Origin of the sequence: Novosphingobium sp., from assembly GCF_027489515.1 — a bacterium.
Classification (GTDB): domain Bacteria; phylum Pseudomonadota; class Alphaproteobacteria; order Sphingomonadales; family Sphingomonadaceae; genus Novosphingobium.
Genome location: NZ_JAIXZS010000018.1, coordinates 42,778 through 69,085, shown reverse-complemented (window position 1 = coordinate 69,085; position 26,308 = coordinate 42,778). Strand labels below are relative to the sequence as shown.

The 26,308-nt window shown below is 63.0% G+C and carries 26 protein-coding genes; 10 read left to right on the top strand and 16 right to left on the bottom strand.

Features of this window, described 5'->3' with window-relative positions:
• Positions 1-852 precede the first annotated feature (852 nt).
• Positions 853-2,367, bottom strand: coding sequence for a fumarate hydratase (locus Q0082_RS02725; protein WP_298189634.1), 1,515 nt, complete (start codon positions 2,365-2,367; stop codon positions 853-855).
• Between the two features lie 236 nt (positions 2,368-2,603).
• Here Q0082_RS02725 and Q0082_RS02720 point away from each other — a divergent pair, with 236 nt between their 5' ends.
• The 5 genes from Q0082_RS02720 to Q0082_RS02700 all read left to right on the top strand — a co-directional run bounded on the left by Q0082_RS02720 (position 2,604) and on the right by Q0082_RS02700 (position 6,114).
• On the top strand, positions 2,604-3,209 hold the full coding sequence (locus Q0082_RS02720; protein ID WP_298189614.1) for a protein-L-isoaspartate O-methyltransferase: 606 nt from the start codon (positions 2,604-2,606) through the stop codon (positions 3,207-3,209).
• A gap of 5 nt (positions 3,210-3,214) precedes the next feature.
• Entirely contained in the window at positions 3,215-4,702 is a 1,488-nt protein-coding gene (locus Q0082_RS02715) for a TolC family outer membrane protein (protein WP_298189632.1), read from the top strand.
• Between the two features lie 87 nt (positions 4,703-4,789).
• Entirely contained in the window at positions 4,790-5,305 is a 516-nt protein-coding gene (locus Q0082_RS02710) for a DUF2497 domain-containing protein (RefSeq protein ID WP_298189612.1), read from the top strand.
• 18 nt (positions 5,306-5,323) lie between these two features.
• The gene (locus Q0082_RS02705) at positions 5,324-5,752 is read left to right on the top strand and encodes a thioesterase family protein (RefSeq protein WP_298189610.1); all 429 of its coding nucleotides are present in this window, start codon (positions 5,324-5,326) and stop codon (positions 5,750-5,752) included.
• Complete coding sequence (locus tag Q0082_RS02700; RefSeq protein WP_298189607.1) at positions 5,737-6,114, top strand: (2Fe-2S) ferredoxin domain-containing protein; 378 nt, start codon at positions 5,737-5,739, stop codon at positions 6,112-6,114. The genes Q0082_RS02705 and Q0082_RS02700 overlap by 16 nt, the downstream gene beginning before the upstream one ends.
• A 3-nt stretch (positions 6,115-6,117) precedes the next feature.
• Here the strand turns inward: Q0082_RS02700 and Q0082_RS02695 are convergent, their stop codons facing one another.
• Positions 6,118-6,429, bottom strand: coding sequence for a hypothetical protein (locus Q0082_RS02695; RefSeq protein ID WP_298189606.1), 312 nt, complete (start codon positions 6,427-6,429; stop codon positions 6,118-6,120).
• A 140-nt stretch (positions 6,430-6,569) separates the two neighbouring features.
• Here Q0082_RS02695 and Q0082_RS02690 point away from each other — a divergent pair, with 140 nt between their 5' ends.
• Genes Q0082_RS02690 through xth form a run of 3 tightly spaced genes read left to right on the top strand, consistent with a single transcriptional unit; the run spans position 6,570 to position 8,176 of the window.
• A complete protein-coding gene (locus Q0082_RS02690) occupies positions 6,570-7,001 on the top strand; it encodes a CBS domain-containing protein (RefSeq protein WP_298189604.1) in 432 nt (143 codons plus the stop codon).
• Between the two features lie 36 nt (positions 7,002-7,037).
• Complete coding sequence (locus tag Q0082_RS02685) at positions 7,038-7,394, top strand: iron-sulfur cluster assembly accessory protein (protein ID WP_298189602.1); 357 nt, start codon at positions 7,038-7,040, stop codon at positions 7,392-7,394.
• A gap of 2 nt (positions 7,395-7,396) precedes the next feature.
• Positions 7,397-8,176: an exodeoxyribonuclease III gene (gene xth / locus Q0082_RS02680; RefSeq protein ID WP_298189630.1), complete on the top strand. Its 780-nt coding sequence runs from the start codon at positions 7,397-7,399 to the stop codon at positions 8,174-8,176.
• Here xth and Q0082_RS02675 read toward each other — a convergent pair.
• The 11 genes from Q0082_RS02675 to Q0082_RS02625 all read right to left on the bottom strand — a co-directional run bounded on the left by Q0082_RS02675 (position 8,173) and on the right by Q0082_RS02625 (position 21,319).
• Complete coding sequence (locus Q0082_RS02675) at positions 8,173-10,017, bottom strand: hypothetical protein (protein ID WP_298189600.1); 1,845 nt, start codon at positions 10,015-10,017, stop codon at positions 8,173-8,175. The genes xth and Q0082_RS02675 overlap by 4 nt on opposite strands.
• Entirely contained in the window at positions 10,017-10,430 is a 414-nt protein-coding gene (locus Q0082_RS02670; protein ID WP_298189598.1) for a GtrA family protein, read from the bottom strand. The genes Q0082_RS02675 and Q0082_RS02670 overlap by 1 nt, the downstream gene beginning before the upstream one ends.
• A 50-nt stretch (positions 10,431-10,480) precedes the next feature.
• On the bottom strand, positions 10,481-12,088 hold the full coding sequence (locus tag Q0082_RS02665; protein WP_298189596.1) for an NAD(P)/FAD-dependent oxidoreductase: 1,608 nt from the start codon (positions 12,086-12,088) through the stop codon (positions 10,481-10,483).
• Between the two features lie 102 nt (positions 12,089-12,190).
• A complete protein-coding gene (locus tag Q0082_RS02660) occupies positions 12,191-12,829 on the bottom strand; it encodes a PilZ domain-containing protein (RefSeq protein ID WP_298189594.1) in 639 nt (212 codons plus the stop codon).
• A 164-nt stretch (positions 12,830-12,993) separates the two neighbouring features.
• On the bottom strand, positions 12,994-13,872 hold the full coding sequence (locus Q0082_RS02655) for an FAD:protein FMN transferase (protein ID WP_298189591.1): 879 nt from the start codon (positions 13,870-13,872) through the stop codon (positions 12,994-12,996).
• Positions 13,873-13,911: 39 nt separating this feature from the next.
• Positions 13,912-15,261: a DUF3570 domain-containing protein gene (locus Q0082_RS02650; RefSeq protein ID WP_298189588.1), complete on the bottom strand. Its 1,350-nt coding sequence runs from the start codon at positions 15,259-15,261 to the stop codon at positions 13,912-13,914.
• A complete protein-coding gene (locus tag Q0082_RS02645; protein WP_298189586.1) occupies positions 15,252-15,482 on the bottom strand; it encodes a DUF4266 domain-containing protein in 231 nt (76 codons plus the stop codon). The genes Q0082_RS02650 and Q0082_RS02645 overlap by 10 nt, the downstream gene beginning before the upstream one ends.
• Positions 15,483-15,486: 4 nt before the next feature.
• A complete protein-coding gene (locus Q0082_RS02640) occupies positions 15,487-15,960 on the bottom strand; it encodes a TlpA disulfide reductase family protein (protein ID WP_298189582.1) in 474 nt (157 codons plus the stop codon).
• Positions 15,961-15,987: 27 nt separating this feature from the next.
• Positions 15,988-16,776 (bottom strand): hypothetical protein, encoded by a 789-nt coding sequence (locus tag Q0082_RS02635; RefSeq protein ID WP_298189580.1) that lies wholly within the window; start codon positions 16,774-16,776, stop codon positions 15,988-15,990.
• A gap of 159 nt (positions 16,777-16,935) precedes the next feature.
• The gene (locus Q0082_RS02630) at positions 16,936-18,174 is read right to left on the bottom strand and encodes a site-specific integrase (protein ID WP_298189577.1); all 1,239 of its coding nucleotides are present in this window, start codon (positions 18,172-18,174) and stop codon (positions 16,936-16,938) included.
• 172 nt (positions 18,175-18,346) lie between these two features.
• On the bottom strand, positions 18,347-21,319 hold the full coding sequence (locus tag Q0082_RS02625) for a hypothetical protein (protein ID WP_298189575.1): 2,973 nt from the start codon (positions 21,317-21,319) through the stop codon (positions 18,347-18,349).
• 547 nt (positions 21,320-21,866) lie between these two features.
• On the opposite strand from Q0082_RS02625, the gene Q0082_RS02620 reads away from it, so the two are divergent.
• Positions 21,867-22,445, top strand: coding sequence for a recombinase family protein (locus Q0082_RS02620; RefSeq protein ID WP_298189573.1), 579 nt, complete (start codon positions 21,867-21,869; stop codon positions 22,443-22,445).
• A gap of 222 nt (positions 22,446-22,667) precedes the next feature.
• Here the strand turns inward: Q0082_RS02620 and Q0082_RS02615 are convergent, their stop codons facing one another.
• The gene (locus Q0082_RS02615; RefSeq protein ID WP_298189571.1) at positions 22,668-22,868 is read right to left on the bottom strand and encodes a hypothetical protein; all 201 of its coding nucleotides are present in this window, start codon (positions 22,866-22,868) and stop codon (positions 22,668-22,670) included.
• A gap of 774 nt (positions 22,869-23,642) precedes the next feature.
• On the opposite strand from Q0082_RS02615, the gene Q0082_RS02610 reads away from it, so the two are divergent.
• Complete coding sequence (locus Q0082_RS02610; RefSeq protein WP_298189569.1) at positions 23,643-24,413, top strand: hypothetical protein; 771 nt, start codon at positions 23,643-23,645, stop codon at positions 24,411-24,413.
• 437 nt (positions 24,414-24,850) lie between these two features.
• Here Q0082_RS02610 and Q0082_RS02605 read toward each other — a convergent pair whose 3' ends face one another.
• Positions 24,851-25,288, bottom strand: coding sequence for an HNH endonuclease (locus tag Q0082_RS02605; RefSeq protein WP_298189566.1), 438 nt, complete (start codon positions 25,286-25,288; stop codon positions 24,851-24,853).
• Between the two features lie 197 nt (positions 25,289-25,485).
• Positions 25,486-25,818: a hypothetical protein gene (locus Q0082_RS02600; RefSeq protein WP_298189564.1), complete on the bottom strand. Its 333-nt coding sequence runs from the start codon at positions 25,816-25,818 to the stop codon at positions 25,486-25,488.
• Between the last annotated feature and the right edge of the window lie 490 nt (positions 25,819-26,308).

Here is a 26,308-nt window from a genome sequence, read left to right as displayed (position 1 = left end):
TCCGCCGTCCGCCGACCCGCACTTCCGCCGAGCCATCGCCATGCTTGATGATCGCAACGCCGCCGGGCGCAGTGACGACAGCTTCCTCGTCGCCGTCGTCTCCGGCCGACGGCTCGTCGACCGCCTCCGGAGGCGGCGCGCTCAGCACCTTGACCGTACGCGGCGGGGCGGGCGGGGCCGGAGGAGCGGGCGGTGCAGGCGGTGCCGGTGGCGGCAGCGCCTGCGGGGGATCCGCAACGTCGATCAGCACATTGCCCGAAACATCATGGCGGACCCGCACCGATGGCAGCGGCACGTCCGTCGGCACCGTCGCCGGCGCGGCGCCCTGCCCGGCGCGGATCGCCCGCGCCGCCGCTTCGGCCTGCGCCTGCGCCGCGCGTGCCTCGCGTTCAATCAGCTTCTTCTCGACCGGCGCAAAGCACTGCTGGTTGATGGCGGCGAGCGCAAGCGCGGCGGGGAGCATGATGATGAGCGCTGCGCCGATCCGCACCCCATTGCTGCGCCCGTCGAACCGGCGCAGCACCGGCCAGGCCAGCAGCGTAACGGCGATACCCGCCAGCGTGACGACCGCGCGGCGCCAAAGCAGCTCGTTGAACTCGCCAAGATCGACCACGATCCCGCGCAAGGTGATCAGCAGGAAATAGGTGAGCCACAACGCCGCCGCAGACAGAAACACGGCGCGCCCGGGCACGTGCGGTCTGTCAGCGGCAATATCGGCGGGAACTGTGGCCATTCGGTCGCTTCTACGCCCAACTGCCCGGCCAACGCCAGCCGGGTGGTCGAACCCGGTTGGCGGTTGGTCGATTGCTTACGAAACGCGCGAAAGGGCCCGTTTCGAGGCGGCACCGGCTATCACGCCGGCAGCAACCCCTCGTCCGCGATCTTCTTCTTCCAAACGAGCGGGGCTAGCTGGTGAACGTTTTGCCCGGTCGAATCGACCGCAACCGTCACCGGCATATCCTCCACGGTGAATTCATAGATCGCTTCCATGCCAAGATCGGCAAAGCCCACCACCTTGGACTGCTTGATCGCGCGGCTGACGAGATAGGCCGCACCGCCGACCGCCATGAGATAGGCCGACTTGTGCTTCGCGATGGATTCGGTCGCCGCCACCCCGCGCTCCGCCTTGCCGACCGAGGCGAGCAGGCCAAGGTTCAGCATCGTGTCTGAGAACTTGTCCATGCGCGTCGCGGTGGTGGGGCCGGCGGGACCGACGACTTCCTCGCGCACCGGATCGACTGGGCCGACATAGTAGATCACGCGGCCCTTGAAATCGACCGGCAGCTCCTCGCCCTTGGCCAGCATGTCGGCAATGCGCTTGTGCGCGGCATCGCGGCCGGTGAGCATCTTGCCGTTGAGCAGCAGACGGTCGCCCTGCTTCCAGCTCTGCACGTCCTCGGCGGTCAGGGTGTCAAGGTTGACGCGCTTGGCCGCGGCGTCAGGCGTCCAGTGGACATCGGGCCATTCGTCGAGCTTGGGCGCCTCGAGGAAAGCGGGGCCCGAACCATCGAGCGTGAAGTGCGCGTGGCGCGTGGCGGCGCAATTGGGGATCATCGCGATGGGCTTGCCTGCTGCGTGACACGGCGCATCGAGGATCTTGACGTCGAGGATCGTCGAAAGCCCGCCAAGGCCCTGCGCGCCGATGCCGAGCGCGTTGACCTTGTCGAAGATCTCGATCCTGAGCGCCTCAATGTCGGTCTCGGGCCCGCGCAGCTTCAGCTGCGCCATATCGATCGGCTCCATCAGCGATTGCTTGGCGAGCAGCATGCAGTGCTCCGCCGTGCCGCCGATGCCGATGCCGAGCATGCCCGGCGGGCACCAGCCGGCACCCATCTGCGGCAGCATTTCGAGCACCCAGTCGACGATCGAATCGCTGGGGTTCATCATCTTGAACTTCGACTTGTTCTCGCTGCCGCCGCCCTTGGCCGCGACATCGACCGAGACCTTGTTGCCCTTCACCATTTCGACATGCAGCACGCACGGTGTGTTGTCGCGCGTGTTGCGGCGGGTGAAGGCGGGGTCGGCGAGGATCGAGCCGCGCAACTTGTTGTCGGGATCGAGATAGGCGCGGCGCACGCCTTCATCGACAACGTCCTGCAGGCTTTTGTCGCTTTCGAGGCGGCAATTCTGGCCCCACTTCACGAAGACGTTGACGATGCCGGTATCCTGGCAGATCGGCCGGTGGCCCTCGGCACACATGCGGCTGTTGGTGAGGATCTGGGCGATCGCGTCCTTGGCGGCGGGGCCTTGCTCGGCCTTGTAGGCCTCACCCAGCGCGCGGATGTAATCCATCGGGTGGTAGTAGCTGATGAATTGCAGCGCATCCGCCACGCTCTCGATGAGGTCTTCCTCGCGGATCGTCGTCATCATCGTTGTCATCTCTGGCATCGCCGGTTCCTTCTGCTGGTCCGGGCCCGCATCGCGCGGGCGCAATCGATGAACTGCCGTTTAGCCATCGACCAGCGTCATGCAAAGCGCTTGGCGCGCCGTGGACGATATTCTAAGGGCTTGGCTTGATTTGGCCGCAGACGAAGCGCGGCCCAAGGTCAGGATTGCACAGGCTCGTCCAGCCATGCAGTCCGGCCCCGCAAGTGAGGGATTTCATGACGGTAGTGGAAGAACGCGCGAAGGTTTCGGACATCGGCAGCGAGGCTGCGCGCCGCGCGATGATCGACAGTCAGTTGCGGGTGAGCGGGATCAACGATCCGGCCATTCTCGCCGCGTTCCTCGCTGTGCCGCGCGAAGACTTCGTGCCTGAGGCGCGGCGCCCGGTGGCCTATGCCGATCGCGCCGTGGCGCTGGGCGACGGGGCAGTGCTCTCGCCCGCGCTGACCTATGGCCAGCTGCTCACCGCCGCGCAGCCGACCGGCGATGACACCGTGCTGGTGATCGGCGCCCCGGGCGGATACCTCGCCGCGCTTGCCGAAAAGCTGGTCGCGAAGGTTACGCACGTCGCCGCTACGGGGGACTGGGCCAAGGCCGGCGAGCATTCGCTGGTGCTGGTCGACGGCGCCATCGAAGAGATGCCCGACGCGATGGCCGATGTGGTTTCGGCGGAAGGCCGACTGGTGACCGGCGTGGTCGAGCGCGGTGTGACGCGTCTCGCGCTCGGCCGTAAAGTGGCTGGCGCGCTCGCGCTGACCGTGCTCACCGAGGCCGACTTTGCACCGCTTGCCGCGTTCGCGGCCCGCCCGAAGTGGAGCTTCTGAACCTCATGATCCGCACCGCGCCCCGGTGGCCCCTGATACGTCGGCTGAAGGCCGGCCCGGCACTGGCGGCGCTCGCCATCGCCGCTGCCGCGACTCCGGTTCACGCCGACGACCTGCAGGGCGCGCTCGCCGCGGCCTATGCCACCAACCCCGATCTCGCTGCCGCGCGCGCCAACCAGCGCGCGACCGACGAAGGCGTTCCGATCGCGCGTGCGCCGGGTTTGCCGAGTCTGAACGGCACGGCGACCTACACCGAGTTTCTGAAGGTCGGACCCAACTCGTTCATCGCGCCCAAGCGCCTGCTTACGGTCGATCCCCAGCTCAGCGTGCCGATCTATTCGGGCGGTGCGGTGCGCAATTCGCTGGCCGCCGCCAAGATCCGTGTGGAAGCGGGTCAGGCGAGCCTGCGCGGCACCGAGGCGGGCGTGTTCAGCCAAGTGGTCGCGGCCTACATGGACGTGATCCGCGATGCAGCAACCGTGGGCCTCAACCGCAACAACGTGGCGGTGCTCGAGGTCAACCTCAAGGCGACCAGCGACCGGTTCGAGATCGGTGACGTGACCCGGACCGACGTCGCGCAGTCCAACTCGCGCCTCGCCCTGGCCCGCGCCGATCTGCGCAGCGCCGAGGCTGCGCTTGTCGCCAGCCGCGAGCGCTATATCCAGATCGTCGGCCAGGTCCCGGCCGATCTGCAACCGCCGCCGCCGCTCGCCGGCCTGCCCGCCACGCCAGAGGAAGCGGTACAGACCGCGCTCGACAGCAACCCCGATCTCGAAGCGGCACGCCAGCGGACCAAAGCGGCAGGCTATGATGCCAAGGCCGCCGGCGCGGGCCGCCTGCCGACGGTGTCCCTCTACACCTCGGGCGAGTATTCGACGTACTTCGGTTCGCTTGGCGGCGGTGCGGTCGGCGGCAATTTCGTTCAGAGCCAGACCACGGCACAGGCCGGGGCGCGCATCTCGATCCCGATATTCCAGGGCGGCCTCCCTGCTGCGCAGCAACGCCGGGCCCAGGCCACCGCGAGCGCGACCGAGGAGGAGGAGATCTCCACCGAGCGGCAGGTGATCGCCAATGTCCGCTCGGCCTTCACCCAGTGGCGCGCGGCGAACGACGTGATCACGCTGAATCAGACCGCGGTCGATGCCGCCGCGCTCAGCCTTGAAGGCGTGCGCGCGGAGAACACAGTGGGCAATCGCACCATTCTCAACATCCTCGATGCCGAGCAGGAGCTGCTGCGCGCGCAAGTCGGTCTCGTCGCGGCGCGGCGCAATGCCTACGTAGCCGCGTTCAACCTGCTTGCGGCGATGGGCAAGGCGCAGGCCGCCGATCTCGGGTTCGACCCCGCCTCGCTCTACGATCCCGAAGCGAACTACCGCCGGGTACGTGGCCGGGTGTTCGACTGGTCGCTGGATTCGCCAAGTGCACCCAAGTCCACCCGAACGGTTGACACCCCGGCGCAAACTGCAACAATTCCTGCACAACCTGTCCCTTGATGGTACAGGGCCGCCCGGGGGCACCCGATTCGGTCAGGGCAGGCCGGCCAGAGTGGTGACAGGCTGAGTGTTTGTGTGGGGATAAGCATGCGTCAGGCTTCTGAACCTTCGGTCGAGGAAATCCTCGAATCGATCAAGAAGGTGATCGCGCGGGACAATCGCGCCGATGCCGCGCGTGAGCGTGGCCGCCGCGAGGCTGCGGCGGAAGCAGCGCCGGCCCCGCGTGCCGCCGCCCGGCCTGCGGCGCGCAGCGAAAGCCGCCCCACCGCGTTTCCGGCCGATGTGCTCGATCTCAGCGAAGTGGCCGCGCAGATCCTGAACGAGGATCGCACCCCGCCTGCCCGGCAGGACGAGGACGAGGATTCGCCGCTGCTGGCGGACGATGCCACCGCTTCGATGCGCGATTCGCTGGCGGCGCTTGCCATGCTTTCCGCCCCGGGCGCTTCGCCGCAGATCGTCCGTTCGGGTGAAACCTCGCTCGAATCGCTGGTGCGCGAGATGCTGCGTCCGGCGCTGGCCGAATGGCTCGACAAGAACCTGCCGCCGATGGTCGAAAAGCTGGTTGCGGCGGAGATCGCCCGCATCGTCGGCAAGAAGGGCTGAGCGGCAAGCTCCGCAGCGATGGCGAGACCTGATCCCGCGCTGCTCGATCCGGCGCGCTACCCCTTCGGCAATGCCGTTACCACGCGGTTTGCCGATCTCGATCCCAACGGACACATCAACAACGTGGCGATGGCCGCGGTGTTCGAGGATGCGCGGCTGCGCTTCATCACGGCGGTGGGGATCCCGAAGAACAGCGATGGCGCGCGCTTCATGGTCGCCAACGTGACAATAGACTACCTTGCGCAGGCCTATTACCCGGCGGGCCTCGAATGCCGCGTCGGCGCGCTGCCCGGCGGGCGCAGCAGCTGGAGCCTCCGGCAATTGCTGCTGCAGGATGGCCGCCCGGTGGCGACCGCGCATGTCACCATCGTCTTCACCGATGGAGAGCGGCCGCAGCCGATCGACCCGGCGCTGCGTGAAAGGCTGGACCCATGGCTGATCACGTAAAGCCTGACGAGATCACGCTCGCACGGCAGGCGGTCGCCGGGCTCGGCGGCTTCACCCCGCAGCGCCACATCCTGCTCTGCGCCGGGCCTGAGAAGGACAAGTGCGCCCCGCGCGAAGAGGGCGACGCGGCGTGGAATTTCCTCAAGAAACGGCTGGGCGAACTCAAGCTGGGCGGGCCGCAGGGTGTGCTGCGCAACAAGGTCGGCTGCCTGCGCGTCTGCGCCGCAGGGCCGGTCGCGCTCGTCTATCCGGACAATGTCTGGTACCACTCCTGCACACCCGAAGTGCTCGAGCGGATCATCCAGGAACATGTGATCGGTGGCGTTCCGGTCGAAGACTACCGTCTCACGCCGCCAGAATAGCTCTTACTTCCACCATTCGTCGACGTGCTGTTCGAGGCCGTTATCGACCGCTTCGTCGTGCCCGGTGCCGCTGGAGAGGAACACAAGCCCCATCAGCGCGGCCATCAGCATCATCGTGAAGCCGATGCCGAGCATCGCCGCGATGTAGAGGTGGATCGAGACCAGCCCGACCGCTTCGTAGAGGTAGAAGGCGGCCGCCGCCATGACAGCAAGGGTCACGAGTCCCATCCAGCGCATCACCCGGAAGTAGCGGCCCCAGGCGAACTCGGCATAATCCGGATCGTCGAGCGGGGAGGGGCGGACGGGATTGGTCATGCCTGCTTCCATGCGCCGCGGGGCCTGCCAAGGCAATCGCTTTCCCCGCCTGCCCTTTGGTGGCATGATCCCGAATCGGCAAGCATTGGAACGACTTGCCGGACAAGCGGGATCTCCCGAGAGGGGGACAGGAGGATGCCATGTCGATCGCGCTGTTGATCGCCGGCCGCTCGGGAGAGGTATGGCATTGCCATGCCGACGACCTTGTGGCAGGCGCCGTTGATACCCTTGCCACGCGGCGGATCGGAGCCTTGCCGGTGACCGATGCCGGGAACGAAGTCGCCGGGATCTTTTCCGAACGCGATGTGCTCTACGCGCTCAAGCTCCACGGCGCGGCGGCGCTGCAGATGAAGGTGCGCGATGTGATGACCGCGCCGGTCATCTCGGTAAGCCCGGAGCAGAGCGCGCTCGAAGCGCTCGCGCTGATGACGCGGCGGCGCATCCGCCATCTTCCGGTGATCGACCGGGGCAAGATGGTCGGTTTCGTCTCGATCGGCGACCTCGTGAAGTTCCGCATCGACCGGATCGAGGCCGAGGCCGAAGCCCTGCGGGAATATATCCAGACGGTGTGACTTGAGCGGGCCGCCCGGGCGGCCTATCTTGAGGACATGACCACAACGCTCTCTGAACCCGCGCTCAGCGCCGGTGTCACGCTCGCCCCCAGCGCGGCGGCGCGCATCGCCGCGATTGCTGCCAAGCAGAACCGCCCCGCCGTGCTGCGCCTTGCAGTCGAGGGCGGGGGCTGTTCGGGCTTTCAGTACAAGTTCGAAATGGCGGGCGAGCCTGAGGCCGATGACCTCGTCACCGAGACCGACGGCGTGCGCCTGCTGGTCGACGCGATGAGCCTCGAGCTGATCGCGGGCGCAACGGTCGAATATGTCGAATCGCTCGGCGGCGCGGCTTTCCGCGTCACCAACCCGCAGGCGGCATCGGGCTGCGGCTGCGGCGCGAGCTTCTCGGTGTGAGCATCAAGGTCGCTTCGTTCAACATCAACGGGATCAAGGCGCGGCTGCCCCGGTTGCTCGAATGGCTGGAGGAAACCCGGCCCTCGGTCGCATGCCTGCAGGAAATCAAGACGCAGGACGCGGACTTTCCCGCCGCCGAGTTCGAGAAGATCGGCTATCACGCAATCTGGCACGGGCAGAAGGGCTTCAATGGCGTCGCGATTCTGGCCGACGGCACCAAGCCGGTCGAAGTCCAGCGCGGTCTTGCCGGTGAGCCGGAGGACGAGCATTCGCGCTACCTTGAAGCCGATGTCTTCGGGCTCCGCGTCGCCTGCATCTATCTCCCCAACGGCAATCCGCAGCCCGGACCAAAGTTCGATTACAAGCTGCGCTGGATGGACCGCCTGCACGCGCGCATGGCCCAGATCGCGGCGGAGGAAGTGTCGGCGCTGGTCATCGGCGACTACAACGTAATCCCCGAAGACAAGGACGTGTGGGACATCCGCGCGATGGCAAGCGACGCGCTGATGCAGCCCGAATCACGCGATGCCTATCGCCGCCTGCTCAACGACGGCTGGACCGACGCATTGGATTTGCACCACCCACGCGGTGGGCTCTGGACGTTCTGGGATTATCAGGCCGGTGCCTGGCAGCGCGACCACGGGTTCCGCATCGATCACGCGCTGCTCTCGCCCGAACTGGCGGACCGGCTGGTCGGCGCCGGCGTCGACAAGGCCTATCGCGGGCGCGAGAAGGCCAGCGACCACGCGCCCGTGTGGGTCAGCTTGCGTGAACCCGCCTAGTTCAGAACGCGCCAGAAGCGGATGTGTGATCCAGGCGCGATGTCCACCGGCTCGAGCCATGCGGGCGTCTTGCCATTCAGCAGCTGCGCCATCAGGCCGTTCGGCGCGCGCGTCGCGTAGACCGCCGGTTCGTAGATGTCAGGGCAGACCGCGATCAGCGGAGTGTGACGCTTGCGCACAATTGCATGGGCCTCCGCTTCCGGCGCCATGAAGGCGGCGATCACGTCGTGCATACCGGCAGCGCCGCGGTGATGGCCGGTCGCCACCACGCGGTCGTGCGAGTTCACGATAAGGTCCGGCCCGATATCGAGCGGGGCGAAAATGTCGGTCGCGGGCAGCTTGTTGAGCGCTGCGCCGGCGAGGTCGTATCGGCACTTCGACATCCCGATCGCTCCGAGCTTGATGCCCGCGAACGACTGGACCTTGGTGCCTGAGGCCGAATTGGCCGACGCCGGATGGATCGCCGCCAAGGCCAGAACCACGGGAAGGCCCGGCGCCAGCATCGAGACAACGAGCGCATAGCCGCCAAGGCGCGGCAGGATCGCTACGCTGCGCAGGCGGTAGACCCAACCAAGGATCAGCGCGGCCGAGGGAACAGCGGCAAAGACGAGCGCCGTTGCCGAGGCGCGCGCCACCGCCACGCCAATGAGCCATGCTCCCGCAAGCAGCAGCATGTGATCGAGCCAGAGCAGCCGCGCCGGGGCATCCTTGGCTTCGCGCCAGAGGCAGAACGTGCCATAGAGACCAACCAGCGGCCCCATCAGAATGGCCGCCGCCATCGGGGCGCTCGTGTGCCAGAAGGGCATGCCTTCGGCGACCGAATCGTACCAGTAGCGCTTGACCAGCGGATCGAGCATTACGAAGGCACCGCCCCGGCATTCTGGCGCGACGCCGAACATGATCGCCGCAGCGCCCGCCCCCATCGCGGCGAGGCCCGCCAATTGGCCACCCAGCGTGCGCGGAGTGGCAAAGCGCAGCGCCGCAGCGCCAACGGCCGTCCAGACGAGCAGGGCCAGGTGAACCGGAGAAATGGCATCGCAATGCGTGATCAGATCATAGGTGCCGCGTGTGCCAAGAAAGATGGCCACGCTCGCAAGGGCAAGGCTCATGCTGGCGGCACAGAGCCAGTCGAACCGGGCGGCGGGGGCGCGCAGGCCGCGCAGCGCACAGACGCCGAGGAAAAGTGCCGTCAGCGGCAGTCCCTCGATCGAGATCGCCAGCAAGGCGGCGAGCGCGGCGCCAATGATGGCACCGCCCTTCAAGGCGTCCTTGGCATGAAGCCCGCTCAGCGCGACGAGCGCGAGCACGATCTGCCAGCCATGGTGATCGATGCGCATGGGCGTGAACTGGCACAGGACGGTCGGCGAAAGCCCGATCATCAAGCACGACATCGCCACGACTTCATCGTTGAACCAGCGCGCGGCAAGACGGCCGAGCAGCGCCATGGCGCAGAGCAGTGTGAGCAGCGGGACAGCGACCACCGTGACCAGTTCGGCCCCGGCGGTTCCCAACAGCGGACGCAGCAGCAGGATCATCGCCGCGATCGGTACATCGACCAGCCGCGACCAGTGCATGGCGACGCCTTCCGGGGCGGCGATCCGGTACTGGTGGACATCGAACCATGATTGCCCGGCGAGCAGATCGCGTACCTGCAGCAGGCGCAGCGCATCATCGGGATCGCCGAAGCGCAGCATCGCGATGAGCCGGTAATTGATGAGGATCATCGTCACCGCGAGCAACACCCAGGTGATCAGCACGCGCAGGTGCGGACCCTTGGCGGGATCGGTGACGGACGTCGGCTGCGACGGGGCGGTGTCGCCCCCGGCATAGAGCGTTGCCATCAGCGGAACACCACGCGCTTGCGCAACAGCCAGGTGACCGTGAAGCTCACGACGATCGCGCAGAGCTTGGCGATGCGCGGATCAAGCCCCGCCGCGCTGGCGCCGCCGACAATCAGCGTGGTGACGCCCAGCCCGATCAGCGCCGAGACGACGAACATGGCCTTCTGCCGCGTGCGGGCCATGCCGCTTTCGGCAACCTGATCGGCAAAAACTTTCCGGCTCGACAGGATCCAGTGGACCATGATGCCGATTCCGTACCCCATCGCCGAGGCGGCGACCGGCGGCACCCCGGCCGACAGCAGGGCGAGGAAGGTGCCCATGTCCACCGCCAGCGCACCCACGCTGGCGAGGATATAGCGCACAAGCACGATCTGGCGGAGGCGGTTGAGCGGGGCGAGTTGAAGCACGGTCACGGACTGATCCTGTTCAGCACGGTATCACGGACGGGCGGGGGCGTTCGCCTTCAGGCCGCAGCGCGGTCTGCACTGCCTTCCTCCGCAACGATCCGGGTCGGCACATCGCGCAGCGAGCCGAGCGCAGCCGCCTGGTCTTCGGTGACCGGGCGGGTGGGGATCGCGGCCTGCGCGCCCTCGTCGCCAGCCTCGTGATACTCGGCGTCCTCGTTCACGCACCAGATATCGTAGACGCGGTGGCCGGCGACGATGTTCTCGACGGTGAGCATCGCGGTCATCATCGCGTGGTCCTGATTGTTGTAGCGGTGCATGCCGTTGCGGCCGACAAGATGCAGCGTCGGGTGGCTGGCTTCCAGCTCGTGGCGCATCGCGGCGACATTGGCGGCATATTCGTCGTCGTAGACCGGATAGGCCTTTTCCTGGCGGACGACCGCGCCGCCGATCACCTTGGCCGGATCGACGAGGCCGAGGATGTCCATTTCCTTTGTCGCGAGCTTGATCAGTTCCTCATCGCTCGAAGCCCAGAGGTCATCGCCCTCGAAGCAGAAGTATTCGAGACCGACGCAGGCAACGCTTTCATCGGGCACCATTTCGGGCGACCACGAGCGGAAGTTCTGCACGCGGCCGACGCGGACCTTGCTGTCGTGGATGTAGATCCAGTTGTCGGGGAACAGGTCCTCGGATTGGATCTTGAGCGCGACGGTGAGGAAATCGCGGTACTTGAGGCGGCTGGCCTCAAGCGTCGATTGCGGCAGCGGATGCAGACGGGCCGCAAGCTCGCGCATCGGCGCGGAGCTGATGGCGTGCTTGGCGCGGATCACCGTCTCGCCACCGTCTTCGGCGCGGGTCGCGGACAAGCGCCAGCCGCCCTGGCCATCGCTAGCGAGCTGCTTCATCGCATGGCCCATCAGGACGTGGCTGCCGGCGGCGACAATCTTGTCGCGCGCGGCTTCCCACATCATGCCCGGGCCCTGGCGCGGATAGCGGAAGGTTTCGAGCAGAGTCTTGGTCTGCATGCCGTCGTTCGGTCGCTTGTTGAGCCCGAGGCTGCGCTTGACGCCATCGAGCACCGCCGCGCCGAGCGAAAGCCCCTTGATGCGCTGCGCGGCCCAGTCGGCGCTCATCTCGTTGCAGGGCATGCCCCAGACCTTCTCGGTGTAGGTCTTGAAGAAGATCGAATAGAGCTTCTTGCCGAACTGGTTGCTGGTCCAGTCCTCGAAGCTCTTCACCTCCTTGATCGGGAAAAGCTTGGTCCAGGCATAGCTCGCCATGCAGGTGGTCGAGCGCCAGATGCCGAGGTTGCGCAGCGCTTCGAACGCCCGCAGCGGATAGGAGTAGAACTTGCCCTCGTAATAGATGCGGCTCATGCGCGGGCGCTGGATGAAGTCGTCGGGCAGGATCTCGTTCCACAGATCGACAACCTGCTGGGACTTCGAGAAAAAGCGGTGACCGCCGATATCGAAGCGGTAGCCCTCGTGCTCAACCGTGCGGCTGATGCCGCCGACGTAGCGGGTGTCCTTCTCGATGATCGCGACCTTGAGGCCCTTCTTCGACAGCAGGTAGCCGGCGGTCAGCCCCGCAGGCCCTGCGCCGATGATTGCCACATCGACCACGACCTCGCTGCTTTCCCCCTGCAGACCCGTGAAACCGTTACCCATCGCTAGCTCCCGCTCAAGCGTTCATGCCTTGAGAGCGGAAGTGAACGAAAATGGATAAGAGACAGTTAACGCGTCGGGCGGGATTGGCGAAAGCGGACCGGTTCAGCCCTCACTCGCCGAGGGCGGCGAATCGCTGGCCCTGGCATGCGATTCGAGCGCCTGCGCGAACTGAAGCGGCGCCGAAATGCGGGCAAGCTCCTCGAGCCGGAAGGTATGTTCGAAGATGAGGCCGTAACGGGGATGGCTGCGCCAACGCACCTTGGCGTAAAGCGGCGGCGTGACGCCGGTGTCGATCCGGACCAGCTCGTTCATCAGCAGCCACTTATCCGATTCCACGCAGGCACCTTGCTGCGACAGATTGCGGAAGACCACCGAAACGGCTTCGCCGCCCGAATGCAACACGCCGCTCAACACGATCTGCAGCCGGATCTGCCGCTTGGGATAGGTGCCGCGGGATTCGTCGAGCAGCTTCTCGACATCGATTTCCTTGGGAAACCGCACGCCGGCGTAATCGTCGGCCTGCCAGATCAGCTCGACCGGATAGCGATCGCCGGTCATCAGCTCGACCGCAAGCTCGCGGGCCTTGGGCAGATCGGAAAAGAGGCGGATCTTGAGGCCGGTGGCCGAAGCATCGCGGATGATGCAGAGGAACTCGCGCCCGTCGGCGATGATCTTGGCGGTACGAATCAGCAGGGCATAGCGCGGCGCGGAGCGGAGCTCCGTACCGGGGGGCGCGCCCATCTGATCCTGCCGGGAATTCCCCGGCAGCTGACGTTCCTGTGCCAAGCCCGTTTCCCCTTGTGCACCCGGCCGAATCCTTCGGGACAGATGCACGCTCCGCTGTGCAAGTAGGCTTCTAACCTACTGATCCTTGACATGTTGTTACCCAGGGTAAGTCGGCGCGGTTACCAGAGCACCCAGGCTTCGGCTTTCTCGGCCTTGAGGAACGCCTCTGCATCGGGGCCGAGCAGCATCGCGAGCGTGGAGAGCGTACCGGCCTGCACGCAGGTGCGCGCGGCCACAGTGATCGAGCGCGGCGGGTTCTCCACGGGCCAACCGGTGCGTGGATCGAGGATGTGGCTGTAGCGCTTGCCCGCTTTGAGGAGGAAGCGCTTGGCATCCCCGCTGGTCGCAATCGCGCCTTCGCCGATCTGCAGCAGGCCGCCGGAAGCCTTGGCTGGATCGAGCGATTCGATTGCCACGGCCCACCGCCCGGCTTCCTTGGTGCGCGTCGTGCGCAGATCGCCGCCGAAATTGACCAGAGCCGGGCAATCGGCAGCTGCCTTGATCGCCATGGCCGCGCGATCAACCGCGTATTCCTTGCAGATGCCGCCGAGATCGATTTCCATCCCCGGGGGAAGCGTCAACCGGGGGCGGTCCCACTGCACCTTTTGCCAGCCGATGAGCGGCATCAGCGCGGCGACCGCGTCGTGCTCGGGCACGCGGTCCGAGCCATCGAACTTCCATGCCCGCCGGAGCACGCCCGAGGTCACGTCGAAGCGCCCCGCGCTCAGCGCATGGACCTGCGCGGCGTAGTCGAGCAGTCCGGCGGTTTCTTCATCCACCTCGACTGGCTTGCCGCCCGCATTGTTGATCGCCCAGACCACACCGGTCGGCTTGTAGCGGGTAAACTTTTCCTCGATCCGGCGCGCTTCCACCTCCCCCATCCGCGCCAGCTCCGCCGCCAGCCGGCGATCGCGGGATTCAACCTGCACTTCGCAGGGCGTGCCCATGGCCGTGAAGCGGTGCTTGTGAACGCCTGCCGGTTTCGCTGCCTTTGCCATCCGTGTTCCGTCCTTAGCGCCTGCCTTCAGTGCCCGACCCTAATGCCACGTGTAGCGCAATCCGCTGATCAGGCTGGTCGAACGGGTTCCGGAAAACAGATCGGTCCGAGCCAGCACGCCCGGCGCGGATCGATCGAAGCGAAGCCCTTCCTGCACATAACGTTCGGCAGCGCCATACCATTCCAAGTGCGCGGTAAGATGCGCACCGGCCTTCAGGGAGAAAGTCCAGGCGTGAAAGCGCGACAGCCGGCTGTCCGCACTGACAAAGGGCGGCGTCGGCACATCGATCCCGAGGTAGGGCGCAAAGAAACGCGCGGCGGTCTGGCGATAGAACCTGAGGCCCGGCTCGACATAGCCGGCGCGGCCCACCGGGGCATGTTCCGATAGCGCATAGGTCATCGCATTGATGCCCCAGCTATCGTGATACCAGCGTGCCGAGGCATCGGTGACGGCCGAGCCGAGCGCAAACTTGGTCGCCGCATAGATGCTGCTGCGCTCGCGCCGGTTCGGGCGCTTCTCGTAGATGTAATAGAAGGGATCGCCGGTATCGACATCGACCAGCGTGAAGATCTTGTAGGGATCGGTGTGATAGCCCCGGCTATCGCCATAGCTGTAGTTGAGCTGCACCAGCCAGCCGGGGCTGAGCACCTGGGTGATGCCCGCGACCATGCTGGCGATCTGCTTGACGCGGGCCTGTCCGACGATGCGATCGCCCATGTAGGACAGCGCGCGCGGCACGCCTATAAACGGCCGCACGCTGTCGCGTTCGTAATTGAAGCCCAGCGATAGGGTAGTGTTCTTGCCCCACAGCTCCTTGGCGAGCGAGGCGCGCGCGGAGTAGGAGGTGAAATCCGTCTCGGACGAAGCGGCACCGCCGACGCTCAGCTTGAGCCCGTCCGCAAGCGGAAGCGTCGCCCCGAGATCGTAGGCTTCGCGGTGGTCCTTGAAGCCTTTGTCAACGGGCAGCTGGTTGGGCGCCGTGGTATAGCGGCCGGAGGCGCCGGTATGCGTATCGGGATTGGTGCCGAGCCCGCCGCCAATGAAGCGGGTCTTGCGCGGCGGAACGAAAGTCTGCGGGTAGCGCGAGCGGATCGCGCCGTTCGGTGTCGCTCCGGTCAGCGAATCGTAGGTGAACTTGCCGGAGACGACCATGCCGCTGGCCGCGTTCCACGTGAGGCTCGCGGCGGTCTCCACCGCGCGGACGCGGTGATCGTCCTCCTGGTAGATCAGCAGCGCCGTATCGGCGACGACCGATCCTGTCTCGCTCGCAGTCTGGTCGTAGGCATTGGCCGGAGCGGCTTCGGACTGGGCCGCAGCGGTCGAGGATCCCAGCAGCGCCCCCGCCAGTGCACCCAGTGTGGCAGCGAGCCCGCCACGCTTCAATTGCACCCGCATCCCCCGCCATCGAAGCTGCGCCCGCCCGAGGCCGCTTCCTTGCTGAAGTAGGTATGCTCGTCGAAGGCCATGATCGCCGGTTCGCGCGCCAACTGCATCGATTTGCGCGCCAGCACGTCGCGCTGCCAAGGCTTTGCCCCGACATGGAGGCCGCCGTGCGTGCAGGCGCCGAGCAGAGGCAGAGCTGCGAGGACCAGCAGGCGCGCGCGGCGCACGAGCTCAGCCTTCGCGCACGAGCTGGGCGACATGGCCCTCGTACTCGCGCACCTTGCCCGGGAAGAAGCCCTGATGACGGAACCGCATCACACCCTTGCGATCAAAGACGAGCGAGGTGGGCATGTCTGCCACCTTCCACGCCTGCGCCAGATCCCCCGCTGCATCATAGATCACCGGAAGGTTGGAGTGAACCTGCCGCATGAAGGCATCTGCAGCGGCGCGCTGGCGGTCGACGTTGATCGTAACGACGGCAAGGTCGCTTGCCGGATAGCGCCCGGCAAGCTGCTGCATGAACGGGAACGAGAGTTTGCACGGCCCGCACCACGAGGCCCAGAAGTCGACGTAGACGACCTTGCCGCGATACTTCGCCATATCGAGCGAGACCGCTGCTTCTGCCGGGGTATGGAGCCCCGCCAGCGCGGCCCCGGCGAGGCCGCCAAGGACGGTTCGCCGCGATACCGGAAGCTGTGCCGTCATCAGTCCGAAGCGCCTCCCGCGCGAACCCTAGAGAACAAAATCGCTCGATGTGAGGGTGTGGATCCCCATGATCTTGATACAGAAATCCGCCGTCGCATCGCCGTTCACGTTGCCATAGACATACGTGTTGCCACCCACGACGTCATACCGCAGCTCGCGCCCGGTTTCGATATGGAACCGGTTGTGGTTGATGAATACGAAGGCCTGGTCCCCGGGCTGGTTGTAGGGGGTCGCGCTACTCACCGCATCGACAAGGCTGAGGTCGATCTTGTCGCCCGCGGTGAAGTCGACGATCACGTCGGCATTGGTCGCTGTCTTGCTGGCGAAGTCGCCATCATCGAATACGAACTTGTCGTTGCCTGCGCCGCCGGTCATCTTGTCCATGCCGGTCCCGCCGACCAGTTGGTCCGCACCGGCGCCGCCGTCCAGAATGTCATTTCCGGCAAGGCCCTTGAGGATGTTGTTGCCGCTGCCGCCGGTCAGCGTATTGGCGAGCCCGTTGCCGGTTCCGTTGATCGCCGCCGATCCCATCAGGAGCAGGTTCTCGACGAAATTGCCCAGCGTGAAGCTGACGCTCGCCTTGACCAGGTCGATCCCCTCGCCGGTCAGTTCGATCACCTTGTCGGCAGTGGAATCGACAATGTAGGTGTCGTCGCCCGCACCGCCGTACATCGTGTCATTGCCGGCACCGCCGTCGAGCAGGTCGTTGCCGCCGAGGCCCTTCAGGATATCGATGCCGGCAAGGCCGGTGATCTGGTCCGGATTGACCGTCCCGTTCAGTGTGTCGGCGTTGATCGTGCCCTTGATGACCGCCATGGCCCGCCTCCCTGCAGCATCCTGCCGCATTGCCCCCGGTTAGATTAACCAGGACGCAAGAGATATCCTTACCTGCTGCTAACGCGTTCCCTCTGCGGCGGGCGGAGCACCTGCTGCGGCAGGCAGACGGGCGCCGCGGGACGTGGCACGGGTGGGGACCTATCGCTTGATCTGGTACGGACGGCGGGACTCGAACCCGCACGAGCTGAGCTCAAGGGATTTTAAGTCACCCAGCGGGGGCATTCCGTTACGTCCGATGGACATGAACACACGGTTTTCTGCCGTTCTCGCCGCTGTCTTAGGTGGGACGACAAGGGATTTGGAGGGGGGTTTCGGTGCAAATACCCCACCTTCGTCCCCCACCTGTCCCCCGCGTTGGTCGTGAAATTGCAGGGCGGCGAACGCAGCGTCCGCCAGTGTCCTATCATCCACATGGGCATAGCGAAGGGTCGTCTGAATGGCCTTGTGACCCATTAGTTTCTGAAGGACCCGCAGGTTCATACCGGCCTGCACTGCGCGGGTGGCGTAGGTGTGGCGGCAAGCGTGGAAAACAAACGTGGGGTCACTATCGAGCTTCATGGCTTTCCGTGCCCGCTGCCAGTGTCGATAGACCGACCAGTAGTCCGGCATCTCGCCTTTGGTGACCAAGGGGGCGAGGCGCTGATAGAGGTCATCCGAAAGCGGAACGGATCGGGGGGAGCCGTTCTTGGTCTTCCATAAGTGAACCCAGCGCGGCTGCACCTGATCGGGCTTCAGGCCCATTAGTTCGGACGCACGCATTCCAGTCCTGATCGCCAGATAGACCACGGTGGAATAGGGCGCGGGCAAGAGTCCCAATAGTTGCGCTTCCTCCTCGTAGGACAGCCATCGAATGCGGCCTTCGTCTTCGTCCCGCCAATCAAGCTCAGGGGGCGGCAAGGTGCGGAAGCCACGCTTCTTGCAGAACTTGAGGAAGGCAGAGACGCAGGACAGGTATCGGTTAACGGTGGCCTCTGAGGCCCCTCCGTCCTTCAGGGTCGAGACTAGTTCGTCCATCTTGTTCGCGTCTAGGGCGTCCAGTGGGAGCTTAGGGCCGACCATGGCGACGATACGATCCAGTTTGGCGAGGCTTGTAGTCTCCGTCGCCTGTCCCGCCCATAGCAGACCTTTGGCCTTGTCGGCCCCTTCACGGACTGTGAGACACGGAAGCGCCTCTTGGGGCAGCGGAGGGGGTGTAGCGGTGCTCTTAACCTTCGGTTGCCCCTCTCCCCCGGCCAAGCGCTCCTGAAGCTCGATTTCCAGCCTTTTGGCCTCGCGCATGGTTTCCGCGCGTCCGCGAAGCCGCTGCCCGTTAAGCTGGACTTCCACGCGATAGCGGCCTGTGGGCTTTCCGTTCTTTTTGTCGGGATAGATGGGCATTTGACTAGATTCCCAAACCTCGGACTCCTCGTCAATCTCAATGAAGCATACCCTTCATTCGCCCGCATCAATGGAATAGGCCAGCCCGGACCAGCAATATGGCCTTGGAGCGAGGCGTTAATGAGGGCCAGATTGCCAGCTTGTTCTCCGGTCAACCTTAAGGCCCGAGCTATCAGTTTCGGCGTGCTCCGCGAATTGATGGCTCGATGACAAGCTTCGATCGCAGGAGCCGCAATCCATCAGTCACTTCTTGTAGACGAGTGCCAGCGTTCAAGAGATGCTTGGCAACGAACTCATCAAGCTCGGCGCGAGCCTCATCAAAGCTAGCCTCGTGAACGTCCATCAGGCTCCGGCCTTTGAATGTATCGAAGAACTGATCCGCTTCGGCCAGAGCCATCTCGTCGAATGTACGGGGATCAATTGACACTAGTTCGCCTAAACGTGACGTGGTCACTGAGCCACGGCCATCCTGCGTCTTGTTCGCACTCCACCAAAAGCTCAGAATTCCAAGTGTTGAATTGAACCAGAGCGCAATCACTTGTTCAAAGCGAGGATCACTCATGCGAAACGAAGGCCAAGCTCGACCACCTATCGCGGGTCGGCTCGTTAGGCATGCTATCAACGCATTAGAGTTGAATTGCACGTCAGTTGCAAAATGCAAACGGGTGCGGGTGGCCCATATCGCTTTTGCTCGCGCGTCAATGATCGCCCTAACTGAAGCCTCTGGAGACCCACGGACTACGCCTTCTGCGTCAGGATCAATCTCAAGATAGCGCTCTCGGGATTCATCGTGGGCTTTCATCACTGGAAAGCTAACTGAAGCTGGTTTGTTTGTGGCTCGAAGCTCGAAGGGACCACGCGGTGCGCCACCGCTCGTGCCGCCACCGGAGATATCGAGATGATACGGACCCGGTTCGCCCAGTTGGTCAAGCCGACAAATAGGAGCGTTCACCAAGTTGGGTTCGAGCGACCCTGGCAACCAGATTGCTCCAATCGAGAGCTGGTATGCTGTCTGGGCAATAGAGTGATCGCGAATACGGGATAGTGGCCAAGGGTCAGGAGCGGTGGGAGCTGAGACAAGCTCACCCACCTTTTCTCCGCCCATCATTATGTCGGTGCCGCCTACCGGACCATCCTCAATTCGGCGCACCGTCGCAGAGGCAATGAGGTCTTTGACCACCCGTGCAATCTCGGCTCCTTCAAGTGTTGATTCAGGGCGTCTGTAGAGGGACACGCTTGTCAGGCGATCAGACGGCGTAAGGGCTTTGGTCCCGACAATCATGCTTTCGGCCATTCCTGTATCTGCGGAAAAGGCGGCGTGCTTGTCATCAGCAGCGATCGAAAACGTAATAAGACCTTCATAATGTCGTCGCCAAACCCGCCGACACTCCGCCCACGACGCACCAGAAAGAGCGCTGAGAGGCAGAATTAATCCAAGCTTGCCACCAGTTTTGAGCTTGCGGTTGCCGATTTCCACGAACGCTGCCGCCGCGCCAGCATTCCCGTGGTATGCAGTATCAGCCAGCAGCTTTTGGGCTTTCTTACCCATCTTTGCTTGAGTCGCTTCATCAGTCCCAAAGGCAGCAAACAGCGGGCGAGAAACCTCGGACGATTTCCCTCCACCGCCAGTCAACCGTGTAAACGGTGGATTCATTGCGACAATATCGAAGGAGGCGTCACCGACCGCCGCACCTCCGACTGCACTCCAAGTATCGGTTTCGACCAAGGACGTGGCACCTACACCGGTCGCGTGAGTGGCGATCGTTGGCATAACGCCTTGAGTATCAAGTAAGTCCAGTGCACCGAGCGCAATGCCTCCAGACGCTGTCTGCCCGAACGGCAAGGTGAGGATATTCGTCCCACCATATTGTACAGTGGGATGCGCAGAAGAGAGTTGCGAGGCGGTGATGTAGGTAGCGGATGGCAGCACATCGCAGCCCACAAGGGTCTTCTCTACCATAGAGCGATGCATGTCGGCGCTATTGATTCCGGCGTGCTCAAGTCGCATCTGCATAGCCGAATACACAGCGCATAACAGCGAACCAGTCCCGCACGCAAAATCTGCAACCCGGAGCGCCTGCACCTTCTCCACGTCTCCCCATGAGACCCCATTTGGCGGCGTGTCAGAAACCAGCAACCGCGCCATTAGCGCTGCTGATGAGGGGGCCGTGTAAAACGTAGCAAGAAATTTTCGATCGGAGATGAGGCGCTGAAAAATGGTGCCCACAAGGTCCGGATTTTTGCCGAGATTCATCGAAAGGAGCTGATCTGCGGTCCCGATGCAAATGTCGCGCACTTGCGACCATAGCGCCGGGGGGATGTCTTCCACGAGCTTTCGAGCCACGCCAAAAATGGGCCAGTAGTTTATCGAGAGAATATGGTCCCAAGCTGCAATTACCTCACCCTTAGTGGGTTTCATTGCGACTTGGCCAAGTTTGTAGAGGCTCGTGACAGTCAATAGCTCGTGAGACGCTCCCGCAAGTGTTTCCTGAAATACAAATGCATTGATAAGAATTGTGGCCGTCATGGCGTAAGTTTGAAAACCAGCCTCTTGCTTGAGCGTATCCGCTATCGAAACACCGATTCCGATATGCGAAACTGCAGAGGCTTCTATTTGAGATGCGACCATTCTGGCCCCATTCTCAAGGATAGTAGCAGCCGTGTCGATTAAGGCCGATGACACCTTAGCACTTACTATAACGGACGCGAGGTTGGCTACTGAGGCTTTGACAAAGCCGGTACTTGGCCACCTGTGGTAACCGACAGGATTGTCACCTGTAAGCAAGCAGTATTCTAACTCTTTCTCAACGCGAAGAGCATTTGCGATAGCTGAACCGTTGAGATTCCGGTATCGCGATGGCAACCTTACGGCCACAACTGCGTGTATTTTTCCACCAGTTGGGGTATATACTTGCCCCAATCGGGAAGCGGCATCCTTTTCAACTGTCATCGCAGGCTGGTATTCTGTCTCCACGCCAACCGGAGCCGCCCAGTCATCGCAAACGATGATATCTGGCCGTTGGCCCTTGGATGCAAAAGACGCAGTGTTTTCGGCGATGACTATTCCGTCCCTTAGCCATTCGGGGTGTTTTGATCGCAGCTCGTGAGCCAGATAGTCGTTTACGATGGGTTCGGGAGTGGCCATGCCAAACTCTAAGCGACAAGATATGCTGCCGACAACTCCGTACTCTAGTCGGCAGCGGTTGGAGGCCATTTTGGCGTCGAAAAGCCGTTTTGATCACGTCAAGGCGACAAGGGCCTCTGTCCCCCTCCTCAGTTTCAGAGAACAACAACAGCCGATGGCGTTTAGCCATTTTTTGGAAGTCGATTGTGGCGAAGGGCCGGGGGAGCCCGGTGGAGGCGGAAAGGGGACCCAAAGGGACCCGGAGCCGCATTGGCTTCGGACGGAGAGCCGGAGGGGACTTGAGGCCAGCCGTTCGGTCCTGCCCTATCCCTTGACGGGTCTGTCTCCCCGGACATTGGCGCGGAAACCCTGAGAGGATCGGATGGGGCATTGCCCGGACCATTCGCCATTGGTGTTGCGCCCTGCCTCTTGAGCTGGTGGTGTCTCTCAAGTTCTAACCTTTGAGACATGCTCGTAGGGGACACTGAAAATGTCTCACAACATGCCTTGACGTAATATGAGACTGTCTCGTATATCAAGGCATACCTTTTGAGACGTGGAGCTTGCCATGAGCCGTATTGCCTACTTCCGGTGCAGCACTTCCGACCAGAGCGTTGAAGCGCAGCGCCATGCCCTTGGGGGGACCTTCGACAAGGAGTTCTCGGACGAAGGCGTCAGCGGCGCGATACTGGCGAAGGATCGTCCGGGCTTCGCTGCGCTGCTGTCCTACGTCCGGGACGGGGATACGGTCTGCCTCTATGCTCTCGACCGCTTGGGGCGCGATGCGCTGGACGTTCAATCGACGGTGCGCTTCCTTCTCGACAAGGGCGTCATGCTGGACGTTCGGGGGCTGGGGGTTATCGGGCGGGGCGCAGGGGAGATTGTGGTCGCTGTCCTTGCCCAGATTGCGGACATGGAGCGCCAGAGGATCAAGGAGCGCTGCGACGATGGCCGGGAGAAGGCGCGGGAGGCCCTGAGGGCCACTGGGAGGACGCACCGGGGGAAGGCGAGCCTTGGGCGTCCTATGGCTGCGGATTCTGCGGAGGTCGCTGCGTGGCGGAAGGCGAACGGCAAGAGCATCCGGGAAACCTGCGATCATTTCGGCCTCTCGAAGGCCACTGTGGCCCGGTACTGCGCAGCGGGGTGAGGATCGGGGGCGCGGGGCGGGACCGGGGGCCTGCATTCTGCGTTCCTGCCGTCTCCGTTGTTGTTCTGCGGGGGAGGCGCGAAAAGGTCCAGTGGGTGCGAAAAGAGGGCCTGAGGGGGTTCTGGCACGGGCTTCTAATTTTGGCGAGGAGTGGGCCTTGGTGCAGACCGAATAGTGTCTCTCATACCTTTGTCACCGGCGAGGAATCGGATTAAGCACATTTCAATATCGTGAGTAAGAAACTAAAATAATGAATACGATCACAGCGAGGAGGTAAAAAACCGTTTTTATATTCTCGTAGTTTACTACTTCATTCATTCCGGCATTGCTTCGTTCAATTCGATTGGCTGCCTCAGAAAGAATTGCTTTAATTTCGTCTCCTGAGAAACCTTGGTCGCCAAGTCTCGCGATGATTTCATCCAAGGTCCTACGATTTGACATGATGCTTAGGATTGTCTGCCGGACAGCCCTTTCAGTGCGGTCTCGTGGCGGCTGCTCGGACATAAAAACCTCGTCAAATTACCCGCCTGTGTATGCGCCTTGATCGGTTAAGAATCACTCGCCTACAGGGCGTTCGCTGAGTTGCATGGACATTACCGGAGCGCTCCGGTCTTGCCCTCCTATCCAATAATCTCCGTAGATTTCACATGAGCGATACTGACTGCACCACCATAGAACTGAAGGACAAAACCCGCGATCACTTCGCGGCCCTAACGGCGCGTCCGGTGTCAGAGGTCGCGCGGGACCTGTGCGACGCCCTGTGCGTGGAAATCATGGCAGCGACCGGGGACAAGGCGCTTGCCTCCCGAAAGGCTGCGTTCGGTGCGCTGGTGTCAGACCTGATTGAGGGAAACCCGAAGGACGCGGACGGATGGCTGTATCGCAGTCTGCGCTCTAACACCTTCAATGGTGGGGACGTGGGATATAGACCCTTCATCCATGTATCGGGCAGCGCAGACGCAGGGCTTGATAGAGGTCTTGCCGGGGACGGCGCGGTTTGCTCCAAGCATCGCTACGGGCGCGTGGATCGCGGTGCAGGGGACTGCCCCTCGCTTCCGGGCGACCGAAGCTCTCAGGGGGCGTTTCGCGGACAAGGGCATATCGCGCGAGACATGGGGCCAGCACTTCGCCCGCTTCGCCTCCCAGAGGGCTCCTTTGCTTCCCTGTGTGGAGCTTCGCGCCAGCTCCGGGCGCTAAATGGGAGAGAAGTACAAAGGCAGGCTCTTGCCTCTCCCCAAGGATGACGCTCGCTTGCCTGCCATTGTGGATCGCATCGAGAGGATCAATTCCTACCTGTCCCGGCAGACCTTCGCGCCCATCGGTCCAGTGCGTCTGGTTCGGAAGTTCAATCAGGGCGATGCGGAGGGCTTCGCGTGGAACAAGGGAGGCAGGCTCTACGGTCCTCATTCTTGGATGAAGAAGGACACAGAGAGAGCCCTTATCACCATCAATGGCGAAGCGACCGTGGAGCTAGACTTCCGGACCAGCCATCTCACGATCCTAGCGGGCCTTGGGCATGTTCCGGGCTTAGTCCTGGGTGAGGCAGACCCTTACACGGTGGAGGGCATTCCGCGCCCTGTGGTCAAGCAGTGGGTCACGATGACACTGAGTCACGGGAGGCGTCATTCCCGGTGGTCTGCCGTAGCAATCGCAGAGCTAGGGAAGCAGGGGGTAGACCTTCGCAGTGACTTCCCACTGAAGAGGACCGGAGACTCTATCCTGAAGGCCCTCCCTATTCTGTCTGAAGAGGGCGAAGGGTCAGCCGTAGGAATGGGATGGGCAGACCTTCAGTTCATCGAGAGTGAGATTGTCCTGTCAGCCATGGAGACGCTGGCCTTCGACCATGACGTTCCTTCGCTCCCGGTGCATGATAGCCTCATTGTCCCGGTGCAGGCGAAGGAGGCAGCGAAGAAGGTCTTGGAAGAGAGCTTCAAGAAGGCTGTGGGAGTTGTCCCTGTCATTGACTAGGTTTGCCTGAGGGGATGACTAAGGGAATATCTTCTCTGTCATCACTGGTGAGACTGAGGACAGCGTATCGAGAGATATGACATAAGGACATAAGAGAGGGAGAGGGTCTTGGAGACCTTCACCTACTAGGGGGAGGCGGGAGGTAAAGGGATTGCGTTTTCGGTCTACCCTCCCTCGCCAGCCCTTTCCGCAGACCTTGGAAACTAACATTTGATAATCACTCTCAACAAGGCAGATGGCCTAAGGTTTCAATTGAAAACTTATTCGGCTAGTTCTGCGGTGGGGGCTGGTCCTTTTGGACACAAACAGGGGCTTAAGGGAGGCGCATGGCCCTCAGGGCCCCTAGGAGACCCGTACGGCGGGAGATGGCCTAAATGGAGTGAGAGACCTAAATTCCCCTCTTCGCGCTGTATGAGCCTCCTAGGCCATTCTAGGGGCTATTCCATCTGATCCTCTGCCTTCCATTCCCTGATCCATCGACAGGCAGCGGAAAAGCTCACACCAAACAGTTTCGCCAGTTCGGTCCCGGTGCAACCGTGGATCATCCAATGGAGTCGCGCGGCTTCGTTGCGGGGCTCATAGCGCAATGTGTTCGTCACCCGCTTGTGGTCCGAACGCTCAAGGGCTTGCAGGTGGGCCGGATTGCAGCAAGCACGGTTCTGGCACTTGTGGTTGACCTCAAGACCCTTCGGCCATTCGGACCAGCCTAGATGGGCTTGAAGGATAAACCGATAGAACGGCTCTTTGATTTTACGCCCTTCGGCTTCCACTTTCCACGATTTGTAGAGGTATCCGTCTTCGTTGTAGGTGTGGCTGACGCACACGTAGCACGGCGTATCGAAGCCCTTGGGGGGTACGACCGATACGAAGCGCATGGGCGTGGCTTGGCGGTGCGACCGGGCGGCATTGTCGCCATCTCCTAATCGCTTGGGGCGGCCTTGGCCGCTGTCTGTCTCATTGATTTGAATGGTGTCTATCCTAGGAATGCTGAAGCCCTCCCGCCTGCCGTCGCAGGGAGAGTGAGGGGAAGGCTTGAAGTGATGAATGGAAGGCCCGGATGAGGCCTTGGGGATTAGATGAGCGTGGCAAGCTCCGGGGAGGCGTAGAAACGTAGGAGCCGCCGTGCGACCTTCACCCTTTCGATACGGGAGCCGGGGGTCTTCACGAACGTCAGGGCCTCTAGCGTGGCCTGTGCGCCCGCATGATCGTCTGGGGCGATTAGTCCCGCCTGTTTCAATCGGGAGACCAGTTCGGCGGCTTCCATCTGGGCTTGGGCCTTGGCGACTGCGAAGGCTTCCGCAGACCATCCCCTTGCCACCCCCTTGCGACTGGGCCGCACCATGTTGGCAGGATCGCGCAAGGCTGCGAGCTTCTTGGCGTGGGCCGTTCGCTCTGCCGGGGACATACCGGACCAGATAGACCCCCTGTGACGATTGTCGTCTCTGGGCAGCAACGGAGGCAGCGGGGGCGGGGGTGAGGTAGGGGAGGACAGAGCGTCCGAAACGAACTCTGCGACTGTGGCGGGCTTAGGGGACTTCCGGGGACGCTGGCCCGCAGGGCGTCCCGGCTTCGCATTGTCAGCGAAGGATCGGCGTATGGGTGTCTTGGGCATGTGATAAGGGTCTTGTGGAAGTGTCCTTCAGGGGGTCTGTGAGGGGGGCGTTGCCACTCTCCTCTCAGGGCGTGTCTGGGCTTTATTCCTGTCCGGATTTCGAGCCCACACTCCTGCATGTCGGGGTTTTATTCCGAAGCGAGGATTTCTGCGGGACATAAGGCGCTGGTTATATGGGTCTGCGAAGGACCCTCTGGCGCGACTGATCGGGACCCTACAGCGGGTGCGGCGATAGGGTCATTCCGAAACCCAAAGGGACCCTCTGCACCGATGGTCCGCCCTC